Genomic DNA, 21,906 nt, shown 5'->3' with positions numbered 1-21,906 from the left:
AGCGTTCGGCTCATGAGGATCGTCGGCGCGTACGAACTGGATGACGACCCGGCACGGGTGGACCTCGACGTGGTGTGGAAGCACCTGTCCACCGGCGTCTACTGGGGCAAGTGGCGAGACCGCGAGCAGGTCGAGAAGGTCTTCAAGAACGCTTGGCGCGTCGTGGGCGCGTACGAGGCTTCGAGCGGTCGTCTGGTCGGCTTCGCGAGGGCGTTCTCCGACACCATCGGCAGCGCGTATCTCGCGGACGTCTTCGTCGTCGACGAGGCACGCGGCGCGGGGCTCGGCAAGGAACTGGTCCGGGAGATGATCGACAACGGGCCGGGCGCGGAGTTCCGGTGGATGCTGCACACCGCCGACGCGCACGGGCTGTACCGGCAGTTCGGCTTCGGCGACCCGCCCGAGGGGCAGTACATGGAGCGGGGCCGGGCGAACGGGCAGGTCTGAAGGGGACCTTCCCCGCATGAGACGTGGTGAAGGCGTCCTTCACCGCGTGCCATGCGGGGAAAGCGTCCTTCAGCCCTTGTTCTCGTGCAGGGCCGTCAGCGACGCCCGGGCGATCGCGTGGCCGAAGAGGTTGAAGCCGAGGAAAGCCGGCGTCGCGTCCTCGCCGACGTCCAGCTTTTCGACGTCGACGGCGTGCACCGTGAAGATGTACCGGTGCGGCCCGTGTCCGGGCGGCGGGGCGGCTCCGAGGAACTGCTTCACGCCACCGTCCCCCTTCAGGGTGACAGCGCCCTCCGGCAGACCGGAGCCCGCCTCGTCGCCGGCGTTCGCGGCCAGCGCGGTCACCGACGCGGGGATGTTGAACACCGCCCAGTGCCAGAACCCGCTCGCCGTCGGGGCGTCGGGGTCGTAGCAGGTGACCGCGAAACTCTTGGTCTCCGCGGGGAAACCCTCCCAGGACAGCTGCGGGGAACGGTCTTCGCCGCCCGCGCCGAAGATCCCGGAAAGCTGGGGCGTCGGCAGGAAGCCGCCTTCCTCGATGTCGGTGCTGCTCAAGGTGAAGGCAGGCAGATCGGGCAGGAATTCGTACGGATCGGGTGCCTGCGGCATGCGTCCTCCTGATCGTCGAACAGATGACGGAGCCAGGTTATGACCCCGAGAGCCCTGGCGCGGGATCAGGGATGAATCCGGGGGTTACCCCTATGTCCAACCCGCCGCGCTGCCCTTAGCGTCGAGCTACACGAAAACCTGCTCTGGAGGGACTCAAGACCATGGCGCGCCCACTCCTCGCGATCGGAGGCATCGCGTTGATCGGCGTCGGTGTTCTCACCGGCCTCGGCTGGTGGTGGCCGTCCGACGCGGAGGCCACCTCGGAGGTGACCCAGCCGATCCGCAGCGTGCGGATCGACAACGACGAGGGCCGGGTCAAGATCCGCGCCGGCGAAGGGCCGGTCCGGATCCACCAGGAGTTCCAGTACCGCTGGAACAAGCCGGGTGACGCGTTCCGCGTCGAAGGCGACACGCTGATCCTGGCCGGGTGCGGCACCGCCTGCGAGGTCGGCTACGACGTGGTGGTCCCGGCCGGTGTCCCCGTCTCGGGCAAGCTGAACTCGGGGGCGCTCGACGTCGCTGGAGTGTCCACTGTGGACGTCATGGTCGATTCCGGGGCCGTGTCCGTCGCCGACGTGCCGGGCACCGTCAAGGTGCGGTCCGACGCCGGTCGCGTCGAGCTGGCGAACATCGGCCAGGCCGTCACCGTGCAGGCGGCGTCCGGTGCCATCAAGGGGGAACGGCTCGGCGGCAACGTCGAGGCCCGCACCGACAGCGGCCGCATCGAACTCGAACTGCTCAAGGGCGCCGACGTCACCGCGCAGACCGACAGCGGTTCGGTCGAGGTCACCGTCCCGCCCGGCGAGTACAACGTCACCGGTGGTTCCGGCAGCGGGCACCGCGACATCGACGTGAACCAGTCCGGTTCGGCACAGCACAAGCTCGATCTCAACACCGACAGCGGAAGCGTCCAGGTCAAAGCGGCCTGACGGACTTATCGGGGGAACACTTTCTCATGGGGAACAAAGAAAAGCGCGTCCTCGGCGCGCTCGCTCTCGGCGCGCTGACCGCCTTCGGGATCGTCGGCTGCACAGGGGAATTCCAGCAGAAACTGAGCGACGGCGCGCCCGTCACCGAGCAGATCACCGCGATCCGGGTGGACGTCCCGGTCGGCGGGGTCACGCTCCGGGTCGAGGACGGCGCGCCCGTCTCACTGCGCCGCGAAGTGACGTACACCGGCAAGAATCCCGGAAAGACGCACAGCGTCGAGAACGGCACGCTGGTCCTCGGCGGCTGCCAGCAGTGCGGCGTCGATTACGACGTCGTGGTGCCGCGCGAACTGGCGATCTCCGGGTCCATCGGCACCGGCAAGATCACGCTCGCCCGCGCCGCCTCGGTCGACCTGAAGGGCGACGTCGGCGATTTGAAGGTGCTGAGCACGTCCGGGCCGGTCAACCTGCGCACCGGCACCGGCGACATCGAAATCGGGCTCGCGAAGCCGGGCGCGGTCACCGCGAACGCGGAGGTCGGCAAGGTCGTCGTCACCGTTCCCGACGGCGCGTACCAGGTCCGCGCGAAGGCGGAGGTCGGCACGGTCGAGACCGGCGGAGTCCGGCAGGACCAGGCTTCGGCGAACGTCCTGGACCTCCAGTCCGGCACCGGCTCGATCACGGTGAAGCCCGCATGAAAACCGTCGCCGCCGTCGCCGCGCTGACCCTGCTTCCGCTCACCGCGTCGCCGGCGTCCGCCGCGTCCGGGATCGACTGGAAGCCGTGCGCGACCGAGCACGCGCCGACGCTGGAATGCGCGAACCTCCGCGTGAGCGGTGGCTTTTCGATCGCGCTGGCGAAACTGCCCGCGACCGATCCCGCGCGCCGCATCGGTTCGCTGCTGACGAATCCGGGTGGTCCCGGTGGCGCCGGGGTCACCGTGCTCAAGTACGGCGGCCGCGGTTTCGCGCTCGACAAGCCGGAAATGGCCGAAGTGCGGCAGCGGTTCGACGTCATCGGATTCGATCCGCGCGGCGTCGGCGAAAGCACGCCCGCGATCACCTGCGGGCCGGATCTGCACGATCCGGCGGTCAGCCGGTTCCCGCGGAGTCGCGCCGATTACGACAAGCTCCTCGCGCACAACCGCGCGTCGGGCGAGGAATGCCTGAAGCGGACCGGGCGCACATTGTCCTCTGTGGACACTTGGCACGCCGCGGACGACATCGAAGCGATCCGGGGCGCTCTCGGCGAGCCGAAGGTGAACTGGCTCGGCGTCTCCTACGGTTCCGAACTCGGCGCCGTCTACGCGGAGAAGTACCCGGACCGTATCCGGACGATGGTGCTCGACGGCGCCGTCGACCACTCGCGGCCGACCAGGCAGGCGGTCCTCGAAGAAGCCGTCGCGACCGAAGGCGCGCTCAAGGACTTCGCGAAGTGGTGCACGACGTCGGCCGACTGTGTACTTCGCGGCAAGGACGTCCTCGCCACCTACGACGCCTTGATGCGGACGCCCGGTGGCGTGCCGTCGAAGCAGCTCGGGCGGAACGTGACCGCCGAGGAGATGGCGTCCGGGGTCTACGGCAATCTCATCCTGCCCGCGTTCTGGCCCGGCCTGGCGAAGGCGATCGACGCCGCGACGGCGGGTGACGCGGACGGGTTGCTGCCGTACTCCCAGCTCGACCCGTCCTACGGCGCGTACCGCTCGATCGGCTGTCACGACTTCGGCTCGCCGTTCACCTCCTACGCCGACATGAGGGCGATGCAGGGACTGGTGAAGGCGCTCTCGCCGCACGGCTGGCGGTACTCGGAGTTCTGGGACATGGCGAGCGGGTGCGCGGGCTGGCCCGTGCCGTCCGCCTACCTGCCGCGACCGCAGAAGGTGACCGGCGCCGCGCCGATCCTCGTGGTCGGCGGTGAACACGATCCGGCGACGCCGCTCGTTTGGGCGAAGGGGCTCGCGAGGAACATCGAGAATTCGACGTTGCTCGTCGACGCCGGGTACGGGCACACGGGCCTGCTGAACTCAGCCTGCGTGCGCACGGAAGAGACGAAGTACCTGGTGAGCGGCGTCACACCGGCTCCGGGCACGGTCTGCCGGTAGCCCGGGAACAAGACGGCCGCGCCGCACGTTGAGCCGGATACAAGGTTGAGTGAGGGTGACTCAAGTCCGGCTTGACGGAAGCCCTGCCATCCCGATACAACTTGCGTTGAGCCCACTCAAGGTGGGTGAGAACGTGCAGGTCACGAACTAGCAGGAGGATCACACCATGGCGCGAGCGGTCGGCATCGACCTCGGCACGACCAACTCGGTCGTCGCTGTCCTTGAGGGCGGCGAGCCGACGGTCATCGCCAACTCGGAAGGTTCACGCACCACCCCGTCCATCGTCGCCTTCGCCAAGAACGGCGAAGTGCTGACCGGTCAGCCGGCGAAGAACCAGGCCGTGACGAACGTCGACCGGACCATCCGGTCGGTCAAGCGGCACATCGGTACCGACTGGAAGACCGAGATCGACGGCAAGGCCTACACCTCGCAGGAGATCAGCGCCCGCGTGCTGATGAAGCTCAAGCGCGACGCCGAGGCGTACCTGGGCGAGACCATCACCGACGCGGTCATCACCGTCCCCGCGTACTTCGAGGACGCGCAGCGGCAGGCCACGAAGGAAGCCGGGCAGATCGCCGGCCTGAACGTGCTCCGCATCGTCAACGAGCCCACCGCGGCGGCGCTGGCGTACGGCCTCGACAAGGGCGAGAAGGAACAGACCATCCTGGTCTTCGACCTCGGTGGCGGTACGTTCGACGTCTCGCTCCTGGAGATCGGCGAGGGTGTCGTCGAGGTCCGCGCGACCTCCGGTGACAACCACCTCGGCGGTGACGACTGGGACGAGCGGATCGTCACCTGGCTGGTCGACAAGTTCAAGTCGTCCAACGGCATCGACCTCACCAAGGACAAGATGGCGCTCCAGCGCATCCGTGAGGCCGCCGAGAAGGCGAAGATCGAGCTGTCCAGCTCGAACTCGGCCAGCATCAACCTGCCGTACATCACCGTGGACGCGGACAAGAACCCGCTGTTCCTCGACGAGCAGCTCTCCCGCGCCGAGTTCCAGAAGATCACCTCGGACCTGCTCGAGCGCACCCGCAAGCCGTTCAACAACGTCATCCGTGACGCGGGTGTCGCCGTCGGCGACATCGACCACGTCGTGCTCGTGGGTGGTTCCACCCGTATGCCGGCCGTGTCCGAGCTGGTCAAGGAGCTGACCGGCGGCCGCGAGCCGAACAAGGGCGTGAACCCGGACGAGGTCGTCGCGGTCGGCGCGGCGCTGCAGGCCGGTGTGCTCAAGGGCGAGGTCAAGGACGTCCTGCTGCTCGACGTGACCCCGCTTTCGCTGGGCATCGAGACCAAGGGCGGCGTGTTCACCAAGCTCATCGAGCGCAACACCACGATCCCGACCAAGCGTTCGGAGATCTTCTCCACCGCGGACGACAACCAGCCGTCGGTGCAGATCCAGGTGTTCCAGGGTGAGCGCGAGATCGCCGCGCACAACAAGAAGCTCGGCATGTTCGAGCTGACCGGTCTCCCGCCCGCCCCGCGTGGCGTGCCGCAGATCGAGGTCACCTTCGACATCGACGCCAACGGCATCGTGCACGTCCTCGCGAAGGACCTGGGCACGAACAAGGAGCAGTCGATGACGATCACCGGTGGCTCCGCGCTGCCGAAGGACGACATCGAGCGCATGGTCAAGGACGCCGAGGCGCACGCCGAGGAGGACAAGCAGCGCCGCGAGGAGGCGGAGACCCGCAACCAGGCGGAGACGCTGGTCTACCAGACCGAGAAGTTCGTCAAGGACAACGAGGACAAGCTGCCCGACGAGCTCAAGGGCAAGGTGAAGTCCGCGATCGACGAGGCCAACGAGGCGCTCAAGGGCACCGACTCGGCGAAGATCCGCGAGTCCATCGAGAAGCTGAACACCGCTTCGCAGGAGCTGGGCACCGCGCTCTACGCCAACGCCACCCCGGGCGCCGAAGGTGCCGCCGGTGAAGGCGCCGCCGGTGCGGCGGGCGCGGGCACCGGTTCGCAGGCCAAGGCGGACGACGTCGTCGACGCCGAGATCGTCGAAGAGGACGAGAAGGACAAGAAGTGACGGGACGCTACGACGAAACCGAGGGCCGGGGCCCGGAGGAACCGGTGGTCGTGCGGGACCGTAGGCGGATCGACCCGCTGACCGGTGAGGTCCGCTCGGCCGCCCCGGCCGCCGAAACCCAGGATGGTCCGAAGCACGCCGCTCCGGCCGAAGACACCGTCGAACCGGAGCCCGCGGCACACGCGGGCCCCGGCCTCGGGGAGTCCATTGTGGACGACTCCGTGTCGGTGGCCACCGGTCTGGAGAAGGAGCTGGCGGAACGCACCGCCGACCTCCAGCGCCTCCAGGCGGAGTACGCCAACTACCGCAAGCGCGTGGACCGCGACCGCGAGCAGGTCGTCGTCGGCGCGAAGGCGTCGGTCGTCGGCGACCTGCTTCCGCTGCTCGACGACCTCGAGCGCGCGGAGCAGCACGGCGATCTGACCGGTGCCTTCAAGGCGGTCGGCGAGAAGCTGGTCGGGAGCCTGCAGCGGTCGGGCCTCGAAGCGTTCGGCGCCGAGGGCGAGCCCTTCGACCCGAGCGTGCACGAGGCGGTGCAGCACAGCACGTCTCCGGACGTCACCGGGCCGACGGTCACCATGGTCATGCGCCGCGGTTACCGCTTCGGCGAGCGCGTGCTGCGTCCGGCGATGGTCGGGGTCACCGACCACGAGCCGGGTGGCGCCCCGGTGGACCCGCCGGTGGGCGGCGAACTGCCGCTCGAGGGCGAACTTTTCGATGAGAACAACCGCTGATCGGCGATACGGCGTGAAAGGAGGAGACGTTCGGTGAGTGCACGGGAATGGATCGGTAAGGACTTCTACCGTGAACTGGGCGTCTCCTCCGACGCCACCGCGGACGAGATCAAGAAGGCCTACCGCAAGCTGGCCAAGGAGAACCACCCCGACGCCAACGCGGGCAACGCGGAGGCCGAGAAGAAGTTCAAGGCGGTCTCCGAGGCGTACGGCGTGCTGTCCGACACGTCCAAGCGCAAGGAGTACGACGAGGCTCGCCGCCTCTTCGGCTCCGGCGGTCCCGGTGGCTTCGGCTTCCCGGGCGGGGGTGCCGGCGGCGGGTTCGACGTCGGCGACATCTTCGGCCAGGCGGGTCAGCAGCAGGGCGGCTTCGGCGGTCTCGGCGACATCCTCGGCGGCCTCTTCGGCCGCCGCGGCGCCGCGGCCGGTGCCACGGCGAACCGGCCGCAACGCGGTGCCGACGTGGAGACCGACGTCCGGATCGACTTCGCCGAGGCGGTCAAGGGCGCGACCCTGCCGCTGCGGCTGTCGAGCCCGGCGACCTGTTCCACCTGCGGTGGCAACGGCGCGAAGCCGGGAACCTCTCCGAGGACGTGTGCGACCTGCCAGGGCAGCGGGCTGGTCAGCCGCAGCCAGGGCGCGTTCGCGTTCTCCGAGCCGTGCCGCGACTGCCGCGGCCGCGGCAAGATCATCGACGACCCGTGCCCGGAATGCGCGGGCGAGGGCATCAGCACCCGCACCCGCACCCTGACCGTGCGGATCCCGCCGGGCGTCGCCGACGACCAGCGGATCCGGCTGGCGGGCCAGGGCGAACCGGGCCGTGGCGGCGCGCAGCCGGGCGATCTGTACGTCCGGGTGCACGTCGCTCCGCACGCGTTGTTCGGGCGCAAGGACCTCGACCTGACGATCACCGTGCCGGTGTCCTTCGCGGAACTGGCCCTCGGCGGCACGATCACCGTGCCGACGCTCGAGGGCAAGGTCTCGCTGAAGGTGCCGCAGGGTACGGCGAGCGGTCGCGTACTTCGTGTGCGCGGCAAGGGAATCGCGAAACGTGACGGCTCGCAGGGCGATCTGCTGGTCACCCTGCAGGCGGCCATCCCGGCCAAATTGGACGACAAGGCCCGTGAGGCGCTGGAGGCTTACGCGGAGGCCATGGCCGACCACGATCCGCGACCGGAGATCACCGAACTTCTCGAAGGCAGGTGAGCACGATGTTCGGCGGGCTGCCGCACGGTGCGGACGAGGACACCCCGGTGTTCGTCATTTCGGTGGCGGCGCAGCTTTCCGGCCTGCACGCGCAGACCCTGCGGTCCTACGACCGGCAGGGTCTCGTGTCGCCGGGCCGGACCTCCGGCGGTGGACGCCGTTACTCGATGCGGGACATCGCGTTGCTGCGCGAAGTGCAGCGACTGTCCCAAGAGGACGGTGTCAACCTCGCGGGCATCAAGCGGATCATCGAGCTGGAGAACCAGGTCGACGCGCTCCGCTCGCGTATCGCCGAACTGACCGAGGAGCTCACCGCGGCGTACCTCTCCGCCGAGCAGACGGCCGCGGCCGTGCACGCCTCGTACCGCAAGGATCTCGTTCCCCTGCGGCAGCAGACGGCACTCGTGGTCTGGAAGCCCAAAAAACGCACTTAGTCCTCTAAATGCTCCGGGCGTCAGCCCGGCATTTAGAGGACTAAATGCGTCACTGGCCGGGCACCACGGACCGGATCTGCTGGACCTCGCCGGTGCGCGAGTCCTGGATCCGCTGGGCCAGCGCCTTCGCTTCGGGGTTCTTCCCGTCCTTCAGCTCGGTCCTCGCCAGCGCCACTCCGTTGTGCTGGTGCGCCACGAAGATGTCCGCGAAGTCGAGGCTGAACTCCGAACCATCCTTTTTGGACAGTGCTTCGAGAAGTCCCTTGTCGGTGAGCCCGTCGCCACCGTGGTGGTGATGCGCGTGCGGATCCGCCGAGCCCGTCTCGGGTTTGCCCCAGGCCTTCAGCCAATTCCGCATGTCCGTGGTCTCGGTCTGCTGCGTCGCCTCGATGGCGGCGGCGAGATTCGTCAGCTCCTGCTTCTGCCCCTGCTTGGCCTTGACCAGCTTGACGATCTCCACGCCCTGGTTGTTGTGGGCGATCATCATCTGCAGGAACATCACGTCGGCGTCGTTGTACTCCGCGGACGCCCCGGCCGACTGGGGGACGGGGGAGATCGGGGCACCGGCGTTGGTGGGTGAGCCGTCGCCGGCCCCGCAGCCCGCGAGGGCCACGAGACCGGCGACGAGAACGAGGGCCAGCTTCACTGCCGCGTCCAAAGGGCGGGCGTGTTCGGCGGTTCCCAGCCCTGGATCGCGGTATGCGCCATCTGGCACCGGTAGGTCGCGCCGCCGTAGGTCACCGTGCTGCCGACCGCGTAGGACGTTCCGGCCGCCCAGGTGCCGCCGGTGGGCGGGTTGCTGGTGCTGGTCGGCGGGTTCGACGTCGTGGGCGGGTTGCTCGTGGTCGGCGGATTGCTGGTCGTGGGCGGGTTGCCGCCGCCGATCTGCAGGTCGATGCAGCTGTAGAAGGCCATCGGCGTGTCCGCGATGTTCCAGATGGCGAGCACCTTCTGGCGGCCGCTGAAGCCGTTCAGGCTCACCGTGTGCGACGTCGGGTCCTTCGGCGCGGAGTTGTTCCCGCTGATGTCGGCGATCTTGGTGCCGCCGATGTAGTACTCGTAGTTCGTGGTCCGGTGGTAGGCGGTGAACTTCCAGTTGAAGGTCACGCTGTTGCCGACCGACGCGGCGGGCCACGGCTTCGACTCGTCGTTGAGCTCGGCGAATCCGGGAAGGCCGCCGTTGCAGCTGCGGAGCCCCTTGGGGCCTTCGACGCTCTGCGGTTCGTAGACGATGGCACCGCAGCCGGAAACCTTGCCTTGGGCGCAGTTCGCCTGGCGGCTGGGCGGGGACAGCACATAGCCGTGGGCGCTGGCCACTTGCGGGATGGCGACGATGGCGATCGGGGCGAGGATCGCACCGGCGGCGGCTGCCACGAGCTTGCGTTTGACGGTCATGCCGGCTCCTGGGGATGGAACGACGGTGTTCCCGCGACGGGGAGCAATGTGGTCTAGACCATAAATCCGCCGGTGACCGTGGTCAATGATTCACTGACCTACTGCTGCGTCGAGCCCAGGTGGAACAGCCGATCGGCCTAATACGAACGAAGCATCGGCTCAGTCCAGGGTGAAGGGGTCGTACTTGATCCGCCCCAGGTCCGTGCCCGCGGCGAGCAGTTTCGCGATGGTCGCGCGGATCATCGACGGCGACCCGGCGACGTACACGTCGCGTTCCTTCCAGGCGCCGCGCTGGGTGACCGCCGTGGCCAGCGTGCCGCGGTCGCCGCCGGGGATGGCGCCTTCCTCGGTCACCGGTGTCACCGTCAGCCAAGGGGAGGTGACGGCGAGCCCGCGGAGCTGGTCGAGGGCGTAGAGGTCTTCCGGACGGCGGCCGCCGAAGAACAGGTGCACCGGCGGGTTGTTCTTCCAGCGCGACATGTCGTCGAGCAGGGCGAGCAGCGGCGCGACGCCGGTGCCGCCGCCGATCATCAGCAGTGGACGGCTTTCCGTGTGATTCACCGAAAGCGCGCCGAGCGACGGGCCGAGGCGCCAGACGTCGCCGAAACGGGTGTGGTGGACGATCGCGCGCGAGACCCAGCCGCCGCGCACGGCGTGCACGTGGAACTCCATCGTCCCGTCGTCGTGCGGAGCGGTGGCGGGCGAGAAGTACCGCCACATCCGCGGCCGCTGCGGTACCTCGACGCTGACGTAGCCGCCGGCCCGGTACGGGAGCGGCTGATCGGTGCGCACCTTGACGATGGCGACGTCGGGGGACACGACGCGGTGTTCGATGACGGTCGCCTTCCACCACGCCGGCCCGACCTCCTTGCCCGCCGCCTCGCGCATGCTCTTCGAAATGACGCCGTACGCGGTGACCCAGGCGTCCTCCACCTCGGGAGTCCAGTCGTCCTTCAAGAATCTCTTCAACGCGGCGATCAGCGCGACGCCGACGGCGTCGTAATGGCGGCCGAGGACGTCGAACTTCCGGTGGTCCCGGCCGAGCTGGCCGAGGAACGTGGCCAGTTCGTCGGGCCGGTCCACCATCTGCACGACGTAGACGAGGGCGCGCAGCAAACGATTTCGCTGCGTGGCCATGTTGATCGGGAACAGCGCCCTGGCGTCGGGCGAAACGGCGAAGAGCGCCCCGTAGAAGTATTGGGACAACTCCTCGGACTTCGTTTCGACGGCGGCGAAACTCGTCCTGATGAGCTTGGCCAGCTGCACGGACTTGTCCGCCGTCGGCGTCTCGATCAAAGGCGGGACGGCGATCGGTGAAGATCTGGACGAACCGGGTGGATGCTCGTATTTCACTGTTTCGGCAGTCATGGGTGAACGATTTTCTCCAGTTGGATCGGGCATATTCTCCAGACCCGATGTCATCGTGCTCGTGTTCCCCCGAGGGTTCCCGACTGTATGCCCGAAAGTCGCGAAAGGACCCGATAATGTTTGTTTCCCGCTCGATCGGAGCAAACGATATACGCGCCGTCAACCTCATCTGGCGCTCAGTGAAGGTGATCAAGCATGGGCTGTTTTCCCTTGCTTACCAGTGGTTTTCGCCACGCCGGCGGGAAAGCGTGATCCGCCGATCGGGTGGGTTTTTCTGCGTGATTACCGGGTCACGTAACGGTATGCGCTCCGCGACTGATCACCATTGTGGAATCGAATTCGCTAGTCGATGGTGAAGGGGTCGTACGCGATCTGGTCGAGCGCGCTGCCCGCGACCAGCATCCGGGACACCGTCGCCCGGATCATCGCGGGCGAACCGGCGACGAGGATCCGGTGCCCCGGCCAGGATCCTTGCTGCGTAACGGCTTCCGCGAGCGTGCCCTGGACGCATCCGGGGGCTTCTTCACCGCGCTCGACCACCGGGGTCACGGTGAGCCACGGGTTCGTGGCCGCGAGGGCACGCAACTCGTCGAGGTCGTAAAGGTCCTCACGCGACGGTCCGCCGTAGAACAACTGGACCTTGGGGTTCTCGCCCCACTGCGCGAGGTCGTCCAGAATGGCGCGCAGCGGCGCGATACCGGTGCCGCCCGCGATCATCAGGACACCGCGGCCGTCGGTGCGGTCGACCGAAAGCCTGCCGAGCGGCGGCCCGAGCCGCCAGACGTCGCCGGGCTGCGTGTGGCTCACGATGGCGCGCGACACCCAGCCGCCGTCGACCGCGCGCACGTGGAACTCGATGCCGCCGTCCTCGCGCGGCGCGTTCGCCGGCGAAAGGTAGCGCCAGAGCCTCGGCCGCTGCGGTACTTCGACGCTCATGTACTGACCGGGCTGGTACGGCACCGGGAATTCGGGCTGGACGCGGACCAGGGCGAGATCCCAGGTGAGCCGCCGGTGTTCGAGGACGGTCGCCGACCACGACGCCGGGTTGACGTCGGCCGCGGCGGCCTCCTGCATCGCGCGGGCGACGATGGTGAAGGCCTCCGCCCAGGCCCGTTCGACCTCGGGTGTCCAGTCCGGACCCAGGTGGTTCTTGAGCGAGGCGAGCAGCGCGGTGCCGACGGCCTCGTAGTGCCGCGGGATGACGCCGAACTTGCGGTGGTCGCGGCCGAGCTGGGTCAGGAACGGGACGAGGTCGTCCGGCCGGTCGACCATCTGCACGATGTGGACCAGCGCGCGGACCAGCCTGCCGCGCTGGACCTCCATGTTGATCGGGAAGAAGTCGCGGGTGGCGGGCGCGAGGGTGAACAGCATCCCGTAGAAGAACTGGGAGATCTCCGGGATGAAGGGTTCCGACTTCGCCCAGGTGTCCCGGATGAGCCGCACCATCGCGGTGACCGCGGGCGGGGCTTCACGCGGCGCCGAAGACCGCGGGACCGGGCTGACCGCGTCGGCCGTCACGGGCTGGGAGTCGCTGATCGGGAAGCGCATACCGGAAGACAGTTCCCCAGGTTCACGAACGAGGGTCCACTGGAGAAGAATTCACGGATCATTCACCTCTCCGGTCAGTGGCTGTCGGGCCGGTCGGCTGAATTCCGGCTCGTTCGCGAGACTAGCCGCCGAGAGACCTTTTGCCCGCATCGTTGCTCCGGACGGGTGTACTCGAAACCGGTCGGCAGTGGGCGATCTCACGAGGTAAATAGTTGTCTTACGCAAGTGTCGCCGAATAAAGTTGTACTGTACAAGTAGCCAGGAGGGACCGATGAGCTCCGCGGACGACGCCAGGGTCGAGCTGATGCGTGAGCTGAAGGCCGCCTCCCAGTTGCAGCACGCCTGGATAATGCAGGCGTGGCAGGACGACCCCGGGCTGCATCCGGCGGCCGCGATGCTGCTGTCGGATCTGGCGAAGCACGGTGAGGCGCGACCGTCCGAATTGGCCAAACGACGCTTTGTGGACCTTTCGGTCGTAAGTCGTCAAATCTCCCAGCTGTCCGCGGCGGGCATGGTCGACCGCCGTCCCGCCCCCGAAGACGGCCGCGCGTCGATCATCAGCATCTCCGAACGCGGGCGCGCGGAGCTGGGCCGTCGGCGGGCCGGCTATCTGGAGTTCATGGAGCGCGCGCTCGGTGACTGGGACGACGAAAAGGTGCTCGAACTGACCACGCGCCTGGCGGAGATGAACGCCGATGTCCGCGCCGCCCTGTCCGTGCGGACCTGCGACGTCTGACCGGGGCCGTTGCTACCCGCCGGTCTTGACTGAACGGACCTTTCGTAGCGCCGTGACGCCGGTAGCGTCGTATCAGTGCGTAACCGGGTCGCATTGCTGGTCGCCTTGGGAATCGACAACTTCGGCTCGGGCCTTTTCCTCCCGCTCGGGCTGGTCTTCGTCATCCGTGTGGTGGGTCTTCCCCTCGCTCAGGCGGGGAGCGCGGTCACTCTCGGTGCACTGGCGGGCCTGCTCGTCCCGGCGTTCGCCGGACGGCTCGTCGACCTGATCGGCCCGAGGACGGTGATGATCTGTTCCCACGTCCTGCAGGCCGCCGGCGTGAGCGCTTTCCTGCTGGCCGAAGGATTCGCCGGGGTCGTCGGGGCGTCCGTCATGCTCGCGGCCGGGCAGCAGCTGTTCTACAGCTCGCAGTTCTCGCTCATCGCCGACGTCGCCGGAGAAGGACCGAAGGACCGGCCGTTCGCCGAAGCCGCGATGGTCCGCTCCGCGGGCTTCGGGCTGGGCGGGCTCGCGGCGGCGGGGCTGCTCGTGTGGGTCGGGCGCGAAGGCCTCTACGTCGTCGTGATGCTGGACGTCGCGACCTTCGTCATCGCCGCGGCCATCCTCTCGACGCTCGTCACGCCGGTCCCGCGGCACCTGCCGCGGTGCTCGGCGTCCGCGCGGGTCTGGCGGAACCGCCCGTACCTGGCGCTCATCGTGTTCAGCGGCCTCTTCGCGCTCACGATGGACTTCTTTCTCATCGGGATGCCGGTGTACATCTTCAACGCGTTGCAGGGGCCTCGATGGCTTCCCGGTGCGATCATTGCGCTGCTCACCGTCGTCACCAGTCTGGGTGGAGTCGTCGGGCTGCGGCTGACCAGGAAGCTGACCCGGATCGCCGCGATGCGCGTGGGTTCGGCGTTGTTCGCGGTGTGGTGCCTGGCTTGCCTGATGGTGGTGTTCGTGCCGAAGGTGTTCCAGCCGGTTTACCTGCTCGGCGCGACCCTCGTGCTGGCCGCGGGCGATCTCGCTTTCGGTCCGCGCTCCGGTGCGCTCGCCGAAGCGGCGGCGCCACCGGAGGCTCGGGGCCGGTATCTGGCGGCCTTCCAATACGCGTTCACACTCGCCGCGGTGATCGCTCCGGCCGTCGTCGCGCTGTTCTCCGTGGCAGTCTGGATCCCGTGGGTGCTCGTGGCCGCGTGCGCCTGCACGGCCGTCGTCGGCCTCGGCCGGGTGGGTCCGCGCCTGCCCGCGGAGGCCGTCTCGCCGACCGGGCGCTGAACTTTCTCAAGTTGAGCGGAACAGACTCAACTTTTCTGACGTTGTACCTGTCGACAGTATTTAGCAGGACCTAGTACGAGGTGAGGGATGGACGCTTTCAACCCGACCACGAAGACCCAGCAGGCGATCTCGTCGGCGGCGCAGGCGGCCACGATGGCGGGGAACCCGCACGTGGCGGCCGCGCACCTGCTCGGCGCCCTGCTGGCGCAGGGTGAGGGGCTCACCGCACCGCTGCTGACCGCGGTCGGGGCCGATCCGGCGCAGGTGCACAAGGAGCTGGAGCCGCTGATCGCGGCGTTGCCGTCGGCGACCGGCGCCACCGTGTCGAGCCCGCAGTTCGACACGAACGCCGTCAAGGCGCTGACGCACGCGCAGAAGCTCGCGACCGAGCTCGGCGACGAGTACGTCTCGACGGAGCACCTCCTCGTCGGCCTCGCCACCGAAGGCGGGCCGGTGGCCGAGCTGCTCAAGCGGCACGGCGCCACCCCGGACGCGCTGCGCGACGCGTTCGCCAAGGTGCGCGGCTCCGCGCGGATCACCAGCGCGGATCCCGAAAGCACGTTCAAAGCGCTGGAGAAGTACGGCGTCGACCTGACCGAGCGCGCCCGCGCCGGCGAGCTGGACCCGGTGATCGGCCGCGACACCGAGATCCGCCGCGTGGTGCAGGTGCTCTCGCGCCGCACCAAGAACAACCCGGTGCTGATCGGCGAGCCGGGCGTCGGCAAGACGGCCATCGTCGAAGGGCTCGCCCAGCGCATCGTCGCCGGTGACGTGCCGGAGTCGCTGCGCGGCAAGCGCGTGGTGGCGCTGGACCTCGGCTCGATGGTCGCGGGCGCCAAGTTCCGCGGCGAGTTCGAAGAGCGGCTGAAGGCCGTGCTCAAGGAGATCACCGACTCCGCGGGCGAGGTCGTCACCTTCATCGACGAGCTGCACACCATCGTCGGCGCCGGCGCGACCGGTGAGGGCGCGATGGACGCGGGCAACATGATCAAGCCGATGCTCGCCCGCGGCGAGCTGCGGATGGTCGGCGCGACCACGCTCGACGAGTACCGCGAGCACATCGAGAAGGACGCCGCGCTGGAGCGGCGCTTCCAGCAGGTGCTGGTCGGCGAACCGTCCCCCGAGGACACCATCGCCATCCTGCGCGGGCTCAAGGAACGGTACGAGGTGCACCACGGTGTGCGCATCACCGACGCCGCGCTGGTCGCCGCCGCGACGCTGTCCGACCGCTACATCACCGCCCGGTTCCTGCCGGACAAGGCGATCGACCTGGTCGACGAGGCCGCCTCGAAGCTCCGCATGGAGATCGACTCGCGGCCCGTCGAGATCGACGAGGTCGAGCGCGCCGTGCGGCGGATGGAGATCGAAGAGATGGCATTGTCCAAAGAGGACGATGCCGCGTCCAAGGAGCGCCTCGCCGCGCTGCGCTCGGAACTGGCCGAAAAGCGGGAAACGCTGACGGCGCTGACCGCGCGCTGGCAGAACGAGAAGGGCTCGATCGAGCGCGTCCGCGAACTCAAGGAGCAGCTGGAGCAGCTGCGCGGCGAGTCCGAACGCGCCGAACGCGACGGCGACCTCGGCAAGGCCGCCGAACTCCGCTACGGCCGGATTCCCGCGCTGGAGAAGGAGTTCCAGGCCGCGACCGAGGCGAACGAGGTCAGCCAGCAGAACGTCATGCTCAAGGAGGAGGTCAGCGCGGACGACGTCGCCGACGTGGTCAGCGCGTGGACCGGTATCCCGGCCGGGCGGCTGCTGGAAGGTGAGACGGGCAAGCTGCTCCGGATGGAGGAGGAGCTCGGCAAGCGGGTCGTCGGGCAGAAGGAGGCCGTGCAGGTCGTCTCGGACGCGGTGCGCCGCACCCGGGCGGGCGTCGCCGACCCCGACCGGCCGACCGGTTCGTTCCTGTTCCTCGGCCCGACCGGTGTCGGCAAGACCGAGCTGGCGAAGGCGCTGGCCGAGTTCCTGTTCGACGACGAGCGCGCGATGCTGCGGATCGACATGAGCGAGTACGCCGAGAAGCACTCGGTGGCGCGCCTGGTCGGGGCGCCTCCGGGCTACGTCGGCTACGACCAGGGCGGGCAGCTGACCGAGTCGGTGCGCAGGCGGCCGTATTCGGTGGTGCTGCTCGACGAGGTCGAGAAGGCGCACCCGGACGTGTTCGACGTGCTTCTCCAGGTGCTCGACGACGGACGGCTCACCGACGGCCAGGGCCGCACGGTCGACTTCCGCAACACGATCCTGGTGCTGACGTCGAACCTCGGCTCGCAGGCCATCGCCGACCCGGCGCTCGACGAGCGTCAGCGCAACGACGCGGTGATGTCGGTGGTGCAGCGGCAGTTCAAACCGGAGTTCCTGAACCGGTTGGACGACATCGTGGTCTTCCACGCGCTGGGCACCGACGAGCTGACGTCCATTGTGGACATCCAGATCGAGCGGCTCGCCACGCGGCTTTCGCGGCGCCGCCTGACGCTGGAGGTCACCGACGGGGCACGCGAGTGGCTCGCGCTGAACGGCTTCGACCCGATCTACGGCGCGCGGCCGCTGCGGCGGCTCGTGCAGTCGGCGATCGGCGACAAGCTGGCGAAGCAGCTGCTGGCCGGTGAGATCCGGGACGGCGACACGGTCCGGGTGGACATCCCGGCCCAGGAGGCGTCGGAAGCCCTGACGGTCACGCGGGTGGACTGAGGCCTCGTGAGTGGCGAGGACGGTTAGAGCCGTCCTCGCCACTCACGCGTGTCGTCCGTTGGATCACGCGAGTCGTCCATCCAGTCACGCGGAACCGCCATGAAAGGTCCTTTCCTTGCAAATTTCGCAAGGAAAGGACCTTTCATGGCATTGGCGACACAGCGATTTGTCGACCTTTCCCGGCGTCTTTCGTGGTCTTTCCCGGGCCCAGCACCGAAAGGTGTGCGCGACACGGCGCCCGGCGATCACATCCGGTGAGGGCAGGGGGATACCCTGACCGTCGTGGGTATTCCGGCGTGGATCTGGTTCGTCATCGCCGCCGTCGCCTTGGTGGCGGGGCTGGCGCTGCTCGCGGCCGACCGGGCGAAGGAGGGCTCGCGCAATCGCGAGCGCATGCGCTGGGCCGAGCTGCGCGGCTGGCAGTTCGTCGAAGAGGACGAGCGGTTGCCGCGGCAGTGGTCCAACGGCGCGATCGGCTACTTCGGCGCGCAGCTGGCGGTCAACGTCGTGGCCGGGTCCACCTTCACCTCCGACGGGCGGCGCCCCGTCTTCATCTTCGACATCGAGACCGAGGGCCAGATCCCGGCGGTCGTGGTCGCCGTGCGCTGCAACCGCGTGCACGAGACGCCGCTGGAGATGTGGCTGTCCAGCGTGCCGTTCCAGCGCCAGGACATGCCCGAGATGCTCGGCCCCATCGGTCAGCGCTACGCCTTCGCGGACGACTCCGAGGGTGCCCGCAAGGTGATCACGCAGGAACTCGTCGACGCGGCGGACTCGCTCGGCGGCGACGTCGGCGTGGCGTGGCTGGAGAACGAGTGGGTGCTCGCGAGCGTCGCCCCGAACGCCGGGCCGTCGCGGCTCGAGCGGCTGCTGCGCGACCTCGGCGAGATCGCCGACATCGTGGACCCGTTCGACGAGGAGTACGACAACGCGTCGACCCCGGGCCGCCACTGGCAGGCCGAGGCCCCGGACGACATCGAGCCCCAGGCTTAGGACTGTCAGGCGCGGCTTGACCGTCGAGGGTGGCGTTCGCGTGCGGTGCCGGTGGTGGGCTGAAGGCTCCCTTCACCGCGTCTGATGCGACGAAAGGAGCCTTCGGCAACTCTGGAAGTCGGGAAAGTAGCCGTTGCCCACCCCTCAACAGCGACGGTGCGCGTCTGCCCGGGCTTAGGACTGCTTGAGCTCCAGCGGGAGCGCCCCGGCGGTGTAGCCGGTGTGCGCCGGCTGACCGAGCAGGGTCAGGTCGAGTGTCCCGGACTGCGTCACCTGCCCCGCCTGCGCCGGATCGGTGCTGGGCAGGACCCCGCGCACGGATGACGTCGTGGCGCCGCGCACGGACGCGACCTCGCCGATGCCGAGGTCGCCGCTGATCGTGTGCGAACCGGAGCCCGCGAGCCCGCCGCGGTGCTGCGCCAGATCCACGCCCTGTCCGGTGGTCACCAGTCCGGTCCCCGGACCGATGTTGCCACCGAGGGCGTGCTCTTGGCCGAAGGCGGTGCCCGAGCCGACGTCCAGCGGAAGAACGCCCTTGAACCGGCCGTTGCCGTGCTGCGCCGACGTCGTCCCGACGGCCGCGAGGTCGCCGACGTCGACCGCGTGCCCGGACGACCGCCCGGCCTCCAGCACGCCACCGAGGTCGCCGGAGAACCCGCCGTCGAGCCGGACGGCGCGATCGAGGGTGCCGCCTGCTCGCTGGTCCGTCTCGTTGATCACGCCGACCCCGGGAAGCGGGCGGACGGCGTGGTAGGTCCCCTCGGCCGCGCGGACACCGCGACCGTCCTGGGAGACGAAGGTGGGGACGCCGGTATGCGGGTCGAGCGAGACCTCGGTCAGCCGGGAGCCGGTCCGCTCGAGTTCGGTCTCGTTCCCGGCGACGACACTGCCGTAGCGGTCGACCTTCACGGCTTCGCGCTGGCCTTGTTTGAGGGTCTCGGTGGTTTTCGCCGCACCGAGCGCGCCGACCTTGTCCGGGCGGGCGGTGACACTCTCGCGGGTCTCGACGGTCTCGCTCACCGAGCGGCGAACGTCCGCGACGACCTTCGCGTCGCCGAGGTCCTTGCCGAAGACGTTCCGTTCGGTGTTGGTCAAGAAGCCGCGAAAGACGGACGTGTCGCCTTCGGTGGTGAAGCCGGCTCCGCGGTCGAGGCTGCCTTCGCGCTGGTGGTCGAGGGGCAGCGGGATCGACGGGTCGGTCTGGGTGGCGATCGCGGTGGCCGGGCCGGCGAGGAACAACGCCAGCGGCGCCGCGCCGACCGCGACTTTGGGCAGGTAGCTCGGCTTTCGCCTGCTGTGCTTCCCCATGGGGCCGGACGATACTTCCCGACCAGCGCGGTTGCACGTCAAATCCCCACGGTGGGTGACCCCCACACCCGGCTCAGCCGAGCGTCTTCCCGGAATCCGACCGAGGAGTAGGTTCGGCGGCATGACACAGACCGCCCTGATCACCGGTGCCACCGCCGGCATCGGCGCGCAGTTCGCGCGCCGGCTCGCCGCCGAGGGATACGACCTCGTGCTCGTCGCCCGCGACGTCGACCGGCTGGAGGGTTTCGCGGCGGAACTGGTCGAGGCACACGGCGTCGACGTGGTCGTCCTGCCCGCCGATCTGTCCGAAGTGGACGGACGGGCACTGGTCGAGGCCCGGCTGGAAGCCGAGCCGGTCGACCTGCTGGTGAACAACGCGGGCTTCGGCCTCAACGGCGATTTCTGGACCATCCCGCCGGACGCGCTGCAACGTCAGCTCGACGTCAACGTCACGGCCGTCCTGCGCCTGACCCGCGCCGCGCTGCCGGGCATGATCGAGCGCGGCGAGGGCGCGATCATCAACGTCAGCTCGGTCGCCGGCTTCTTCAGCGGCCGCGGCTCGACGTACACCGCCAGCAAGAACTGGGTCACCTCGTTCACCGAGGGCATCGCCGCCTCGCTGCCGAAGAACATCCGCATGATGGCGTTGTGCCCCGGGTTCACCACCACGGAGTTCCACGAACGGGCGGGGCTGGAGAAGCCCGGGCCGAAGGCGTTCTGGCTCGGCGTCGACCAGGTCGTGGACGAGGCGCTCGCGGATCTGCGCCGCGGCAAGGTGATCTCGGTGCCGAGCCTGCAGTACAAGGCACTCGTCGCGGTCGGCGGATTGTTGCCGAGGGCGGTGCTGCGCAAACTCGGCGGCGGCTTCGGCGGCAAAGGCCGAACCTAGTCGTCGTCGGCGGTTTCGATGGACCGCACGCCTTCGGTCGCGGCGAGCACGGTCGGCGCGGCGGCGTGATCGGGGCCGGTGAGGTCGAGTGAGACCGTCACTTCGCCGTCGCGGTCGTCGGTGATCCGCAAGGACGTGATCGACCATCGATGGCTCGTGCAGAGCGCCAGCAGATCGCGCAGGACACCCTTCCCGTCCGCGTAGCTCACGCGCAGCCTGGTCGTGCCCGTGCCGCCCGGTAGATGCTTGGTCAGCCACGTGAAACCGAGTACCACCACGAAATGCATGGCCGTCACGACGACCGCCAGCAGCAGCAACCCGGCACCCGCCGCCATGCCGATGGCCGCGGTCTCCCAGACCGCGGCGGCCGTGGTGAGTCCCCGGATCGCGCCCTGCCTGGTGATGATCAGCCCGGCGCCGAGGAATCCGACACCGGAGACGATCTGCGCCGCGATTCGCGAGGGGTCGAGGACGACCTGCCCGGTCGCGAGAATGTCGCCGAAACCGTACTTACTGACCAAAAGGATCAGCGCGGACGCCGTGCCCACGATGGTCTGGGTCCGCAGCCCGGCGCTCTTGCCCCTGATCTGCCGCTCCAGCCCGATCGCCGCCGAAAGCGCGAATGCCGTCGTCAGCTCGCCGATCTGGAGCCAGCCCTGTCCGTTCGAGACCATCACCCCACAGTGCCATCGGCCCGGTGAGGGTTCGAGCTCGCGCCGGGCGGGTACGCGTGGATCATGAAGTCATCACTTCTCGTCATCGCGGCCGCGCTGACGCTGGCCGCCTGCTCCACCGAGCCACCGCCGGGGCCCGCGGCTCCGGGGCCGGAAGCGCAGCCGGTGAAAGCGATCCAGGCCGCGGCGGCCGCCGTGCCCGGCGGGCGGGTGTTCGACGTGGAGCCCGCGAACGACGGCTGGGAGATCAAGGTCGCTTCCGCCGGGCAGGAACACAAGATCCGCGTGAGCCGTGACGGCGGTCAGGTTCTCGGCGACCAGCAGACCGCGAAGCCGAGCGACGACCTGGCGAAGATCGCGCAGGCGGACGTCGACGCGGTGAAGGCGTTGCAGACCGCGCAGCAACGGCAGCCGGGTGAGCTCGACGAGATGGAGATCGACCGCGCCACCGACGGAGCCCTCGTCTGGCAGGTCGGGTTGCGCGACGGCAAGGGGACTCAGCACGACCTCGACGTGGACGCCAAGACCGGCGCGGTCAGGTAGGGCCCGCCC

The 21,906-nt window shown here is 68.8% G+C and carries 21 protein-coding genes; 14 read left to right on the top strand and 7 right to left on the bottom strand.

Going from position 1 to position 21,906, the window contains the following annotated elements; translation table 11 throughout:
* Window positions 1-12: 12 nt before the first annotated feature.
* Complete coding sequence (locus tag AORI_RS80570; RefSeq protein ID WP_016338153.1) at window positions 13-447, top strand: GNAT family N-acetyltransferase; 435 nt, start codon at window positions 13-15, stop codon at window positions 445-447.
* 69 nt (window positions 448-516) lie between these two features.
* Here AORI_RS80570 and AORI_RS80565 read toward each other — a convergent pair whose 3' ends face one another.
* Complete coding sequence (locus AORI_RS80565) at window positions 517-1,056, bottom strand: YbhB/YbcL family Raf kinase inhibitor-like protein (RefSeq protein ID WP_016338152.1); 540 nt, start codon at window positions 1,054-1,056, stop codon at window positions 517-519.
* Window positions 1,057-1,217: 161 nt separating this feature from the next.
* Between AORI_RS80565 and AORI_RS80560 the strand changes: the two genes are divergently transcribed.
* The 7 genes from AORI_RS80560 to AORI_RS80530 all read left to right on the top strand — a co-directional run bounded on the left by AORI_RS80560 (window position 1,218) and on the right by AORI_RS80530 (window position 8,498).
* Complete coding sequence (locus AORI_RS80560) at window positions 1,218-1,985, top strand: DUF4097 family beta strand repeat-containing protein (RefSeq protein WP_016338151.1); 768 nt, start codon at window positions 1,218-1,220, stop codon at window positions 1,983-1,985.
* A 26-nt stretch (window positions 1,986-2,011) separates the two neighbouring features.
* A complete protein-coding gene (locus AORI_RS80555) occupies window positions 2,012-2,683 on the top strand; it encodes a DUF4097 family beta strand repeat-containing protein (RefSeq protein ID WP_016338150.1) in 672 nt (223 codons plus the stop codon).
* Entirely contained in the window at window positions 2,680-4,086 is a 1,407-nt protein-coding gene (locus AORI_RS80550) for an alpha/beta hydrolase (protein WP_016338149.1), read from the top strand. The genes AORI_RS80555 and AORI_RS80550 overlap by 4 nt, the downstream gene beginning before the upstream one ends.
* A gap of 166 nt (window positions 4,087-4,252) precedes the next feature.
* Window positions 4,253-6,124 carry a molecular chaperone DnaK gene (dnaK, locus tag AORI_RS80545; RefSeq protein WP_016338148.1) on the top strand — a complete coding sequence of 624 codons (1,872 nt, stop codon included), beginning with the start codon at window positions 4,253-4,255 and terminating at the stop codon, window positions 6,122-6,124.
* Window positions 6,121-6,858 (top strand): nucleotide exchange factor GrpE, encoded by a 738-nt coding sequence (grpE, locus tag AORI_RS80540; RefSeq protein WP_016338147.1) that lies wholly within the window; start codon window positions 6,121-6,123, stop codon window positions 6,856-6,858. The genes dnaK and grpE overlap by 4 nt, the downstream gene beginning before the upstream one ends.
* A gap of 33 nt (window positions 6,859-6,891) precedes the next feature.
* Window positions 6,892-8,064, top strand: coding sequence for a molecular chaperone DnaJ (gene dnaJ / locus AORI_RS80535; RefSeq protein ID WP_016338146.1), 1,173 nt, complete (start codon window positions 6,892-6,894; stop codon window positions 8,062-8,064).
* A 5-nt stretch (window positions 8,065-8,069) separates the two neighbouring features.
* Window positions 8,070-8,498: a heat shock protein transcriptional repressor HspR gene (locus AORI_RS80530; protein WP_043849257.1), complete on the top strand. Its 429-nt coding sequence runs from the start codon at window positions 8,070-8,072 to the stop codon at window positions 8,496-8,498.
* A gap of 49 nt (window positions 8,499-8,547) precedes the next feature.
* On the opposite strand, the gene AORI_RS80525 is transcribed toward AORI_RS80530, so the two are convergent.
* The 4 genes from AORI_RS80525 to AORI_RS80510 form a co-directional block, all read right to left on the bottom strand.
* The gene (locus AORI_RS80525; RefSeq protein WP_016338144.1) at window positions 8,548-9,144 is read right to left on the bottom strand and encodes a DUF305 domain-containing protein; all 597 of its coding nucleotides are present in this window, start codon (window positions 9,142-9,144) and stop codon (window positions 8,548-8,550) included.
* Window positions 9,141-9,893, bottom strand: a complete 753-nt coding sequence (locus AORI_RS80520; protein ID WP_016338143.1) for a lytic polysaccharide monooxygenase — start codon at window positions 9,891-9,893, stop codon at window positions 9,141-9,143. Before AORI_RS80520 ends, AORI_RS80525 begins: the two co-directional genes overlap by 4 nt.
* A gap of 159 nt (window positions 9,894-10,052) precedes the next feature.
* A complete protein-coding gene (locus AORI_RS80515; protein ID WP_016338142.1) occupies window positions 10,053-11,261 on the bottom strand; it encodes a globin domain-containing protein in 1,209 nt (402 codons plus the stop codon).
* A 342-nt stretch (window positions 11,262-11,603) separates the two neighbouring features.
* Window positions 11,604-12,809 (bottom strand): globin domain-containing protein, encoded by a 1,206-nt coding sequence (locus tag AORI_RS80510; RefSeq protein ID WP_016338141.1) that lies wholly within the window; start codon window positions 12,807-12,809, stop codon window positions 11,604-11,606.
* 271 nt (window positions 12,810-13,080) lie between these two features.
* Between AORI_RS80510 and AORI_RS80505 the strand changes: the two genes are divergently transcribed.
* From AORI_RS80505 to AORI_RS80490, 4 genes are all read left to right on the top strand, one after another.
* Window positions 13,081-13,545 carry a MarR family winged helix-turn-helix transcriptional regulator gene (locus AORI_RS80505; protein ID WP_016338140.1) on the top strand — a complete coding sequence of 155 codons (465 nt, stop codon included), beginning with the start codon at window positions 13,081-13,083 and terminating at the stop codon, window positions 13,543-13,545.
* Between the two features lie 75 nt (window positions 13,546-13,620).
* On the top strand, window positions 13,621-14,805 hold the full coding sequence (locus AORI_RS80500) for an MFS transporter (protein WP_016338139.1): 1,185 nt from the start codon (window positions 13,621-13,623) through the stop codon (window positions 14,803-14,805).
* 87 nt (window positions 14,806-14,892) lie between these two features.
* Window positions 14,893-17,490, top strand: coding sequence for an ATP-dependent chaperone ClpB (gene clpB, locus AORI_RS80495; protein WP_016338138.1), 2,598 nt, complete (start codon window positions 14,893-14,895; stop codon window positions 17,488-17,490).
* Window positions 17,491-17,772: 282 nt separating this feature from the next.
* A complete protein-coding gene (locus AORI_RS80490) occupies window positions 17,773-18,483 on the top strand; it encodes a type III secretion system chaperone family protein (protein WP_016338137.1) in 711 nt (236 codons plus the stop codon).
* Window positions 18,484-18,657: 174 nt separating this feature from the next.
* On the opposite strand, the gene AORI_RS80485 is transcribed toward AORI_RS80490, so the two are convergent.
* A complete protein-coding gene (locus AORI_RS80485) occupies window positions 18,658-19,791 on the bottom strand; it encodes a hypothetical protein (protein ID WP_016338136.1) in 1,134 nt (377 codons plus the stop codon).
* Between the two features lie 121 nt (window positions 19,792-19,912).
* Between AORI_RS80485 and AORI_RS80480 the strand changes: the two genes are divergently transcribed.
* Window positions 19,913-20,680 carry an SDR family NAD(P)-dependent oxidoreductase gene (locus AORI_RS80480; protein ID WP_016338135.1) on the top strand — a complete coding sequence of 256 codons (768 nt, stop codon included), beginning with the start codon at window positions 19,913-19,915 and terminating at the stop codon, window positions 20,678-20,680.
* Here AORI_RS80480 and AORI_RS80475 read toward each other — a convergent pair.
* Window positions 20,677-21,357 carry an MgtC/SapB family protein gene (locus AORI_RS80475; RefSeq protein ID WP_016338134.1) on the bottom strand — a complete coding sequence of 227 codons (681 nt, stop codon included), beginning with the start codon at window positions 21,355-21,357 and terminating at the stop codon, window positions 20,677-20,679. The genes AORI_RS80480 and AORI_RS80475 overlap by 4 nt on opposite strands.
* Before the next feature lie 60 nt (window positions 21,358-21,417).
* On the opposite strand from AORI_RS80475, the gene AORI_RS80470 reads away from it, so the two are divergent.
* The gene (locus AORI_RS80470; protein ID WP_016338133.1) at window positions 21,418-21,897 is read left to right on the top strand and encodes a PepSY domain-containing protein; all 480 of its coding nucleotides are present in this window, start codon (window positions 21,418-21,420) and stop codon (window positions 21,895-21,897) included.
* The last annotated feature ends 9 nt before the right edge of the window (window positions 21,898-21,906 follow it).

This window comes from Amycolatopsis keratiniphila, assembly GCF_000400635.2.
GTDB lineage: Bacteria > Actinomycetota > Actinomycetes > Mycobacteriales > Pseudonocardiaceae > Amycolatopsis > Amycolatopsis keratiniphila.
Note: the sequence above shows the minus strand (reverse complement) of the source record. Positions and strands in the feature narration are given on the sequence as shown.

Excerpts from the sequence above, each read along its gene's own strand:
- AORI_RS80570 (WP_016338153.1), top strand. The coding sequence starts at position 13 with ATGAGGATCGTCGGCGCGTACGAACTGGATGACGACCCGGCACGGGTG.
- AORI_RS80565 (WP_016338152.1), bottom strand. The coding sequence starts at position 1,056 with ATGCCGCAGGCACCCGATCCGTACGAATTCCTGCCCGATCTGCCTGCC.
- AORI_RS80560 (WP_016338151.1), top strand. The coding sequence starts at position 1,218 with ATGGCGCGCCCACTCCTCGCGATCGGAGGCATCGCGTTGATCGGCGTC.
- AORI_RS80555 (WP_016338150.1), top strand. The coding sequence starts at position 2,012 with ATGGGGAACAAAGAAAAGCGCGTCCTCGGCGCGCTCGCTCTCGGCGCG.
- AORI_RS80550 (WP_016338149.1), top strand. The coding sequence starts at position 2,680 with ATGAAAACCGTCGCCGCCGTCGCCGCGCTGACCCTGCTTCCGCTCACC.
- dnaK (WP_016338148.1), top strand. The coding sequence starts at position 4,253 with ATGGCGCGAGCGGTCGGCATCGACCTCGGCACGACCAACTCGGTCGTC.
- AORI_RS80530 (WP_043849257.1), top strand. The coding sequence starts at position 8,070 with ATGTTCGGCGGGCTGCCGCACGGTGCGGACGAGGACACCCCGGTGTTC.
- AORI_RS80520 (WP_016338143.1), bottom strand. The coding sequence starts at position 9,893 with ATGACCGTCAAACGCAAGCTCGTGGCAGCCGCCGCCGGTGCGATCCTC.
- AORI_RS80515 (WP_016338142.1), bottom strand. The coding sequence starts at position 11,261 with ATGACTGCCGAAACAGTGAAATACGAGCATCCACCCGGTTCGTCCAGA.
- AORI_RS80510 (WP_016338141.1), bottom strand. The coding sequence starts at position 12,809 with ATGCGCTTCCCGATCAGCGACTCCCAGCCCGTGACGGCCGACGCGGTC.
- AORI_RS80505 (WP_016338140.1), top strand. The coding sequence starts at position 13,081 with ATGAGCTCCGCGGACGACGCCAGGGTCGAGCTGATGCGTGAGCTGAAG.
- clpB (WP_016338138.1), top strand. The coding sequence starts at position 14,893 with ATGGACGCTTTCAACCCGACCACGAAGACCCAGCAGGCGATCTCGTCG.
- AORI_RS80485 (WP_016338136.1), bottom strand. The coding sequence starts at position 19,791 with ATGGGGAAGCACAGCAGGCGAAAGCCGAGCTACCTGCCCAAAGTCGCG.
- AORI_RS80480 (WP_016338135.1), top strand. The coding sequence starts at position 19,913 with ATGACACAGACCGCCCTGATCACCGGTGCCACCGCCGGCATCGGCGCG.
- AORI_RS80470 (WP_016338133.1), top strand. The coding sequence starts at position 21,418 with ATGAAGTCATCACTTCTCGTCATCGCGGCCGCGCTGACGCTGGCCGCC.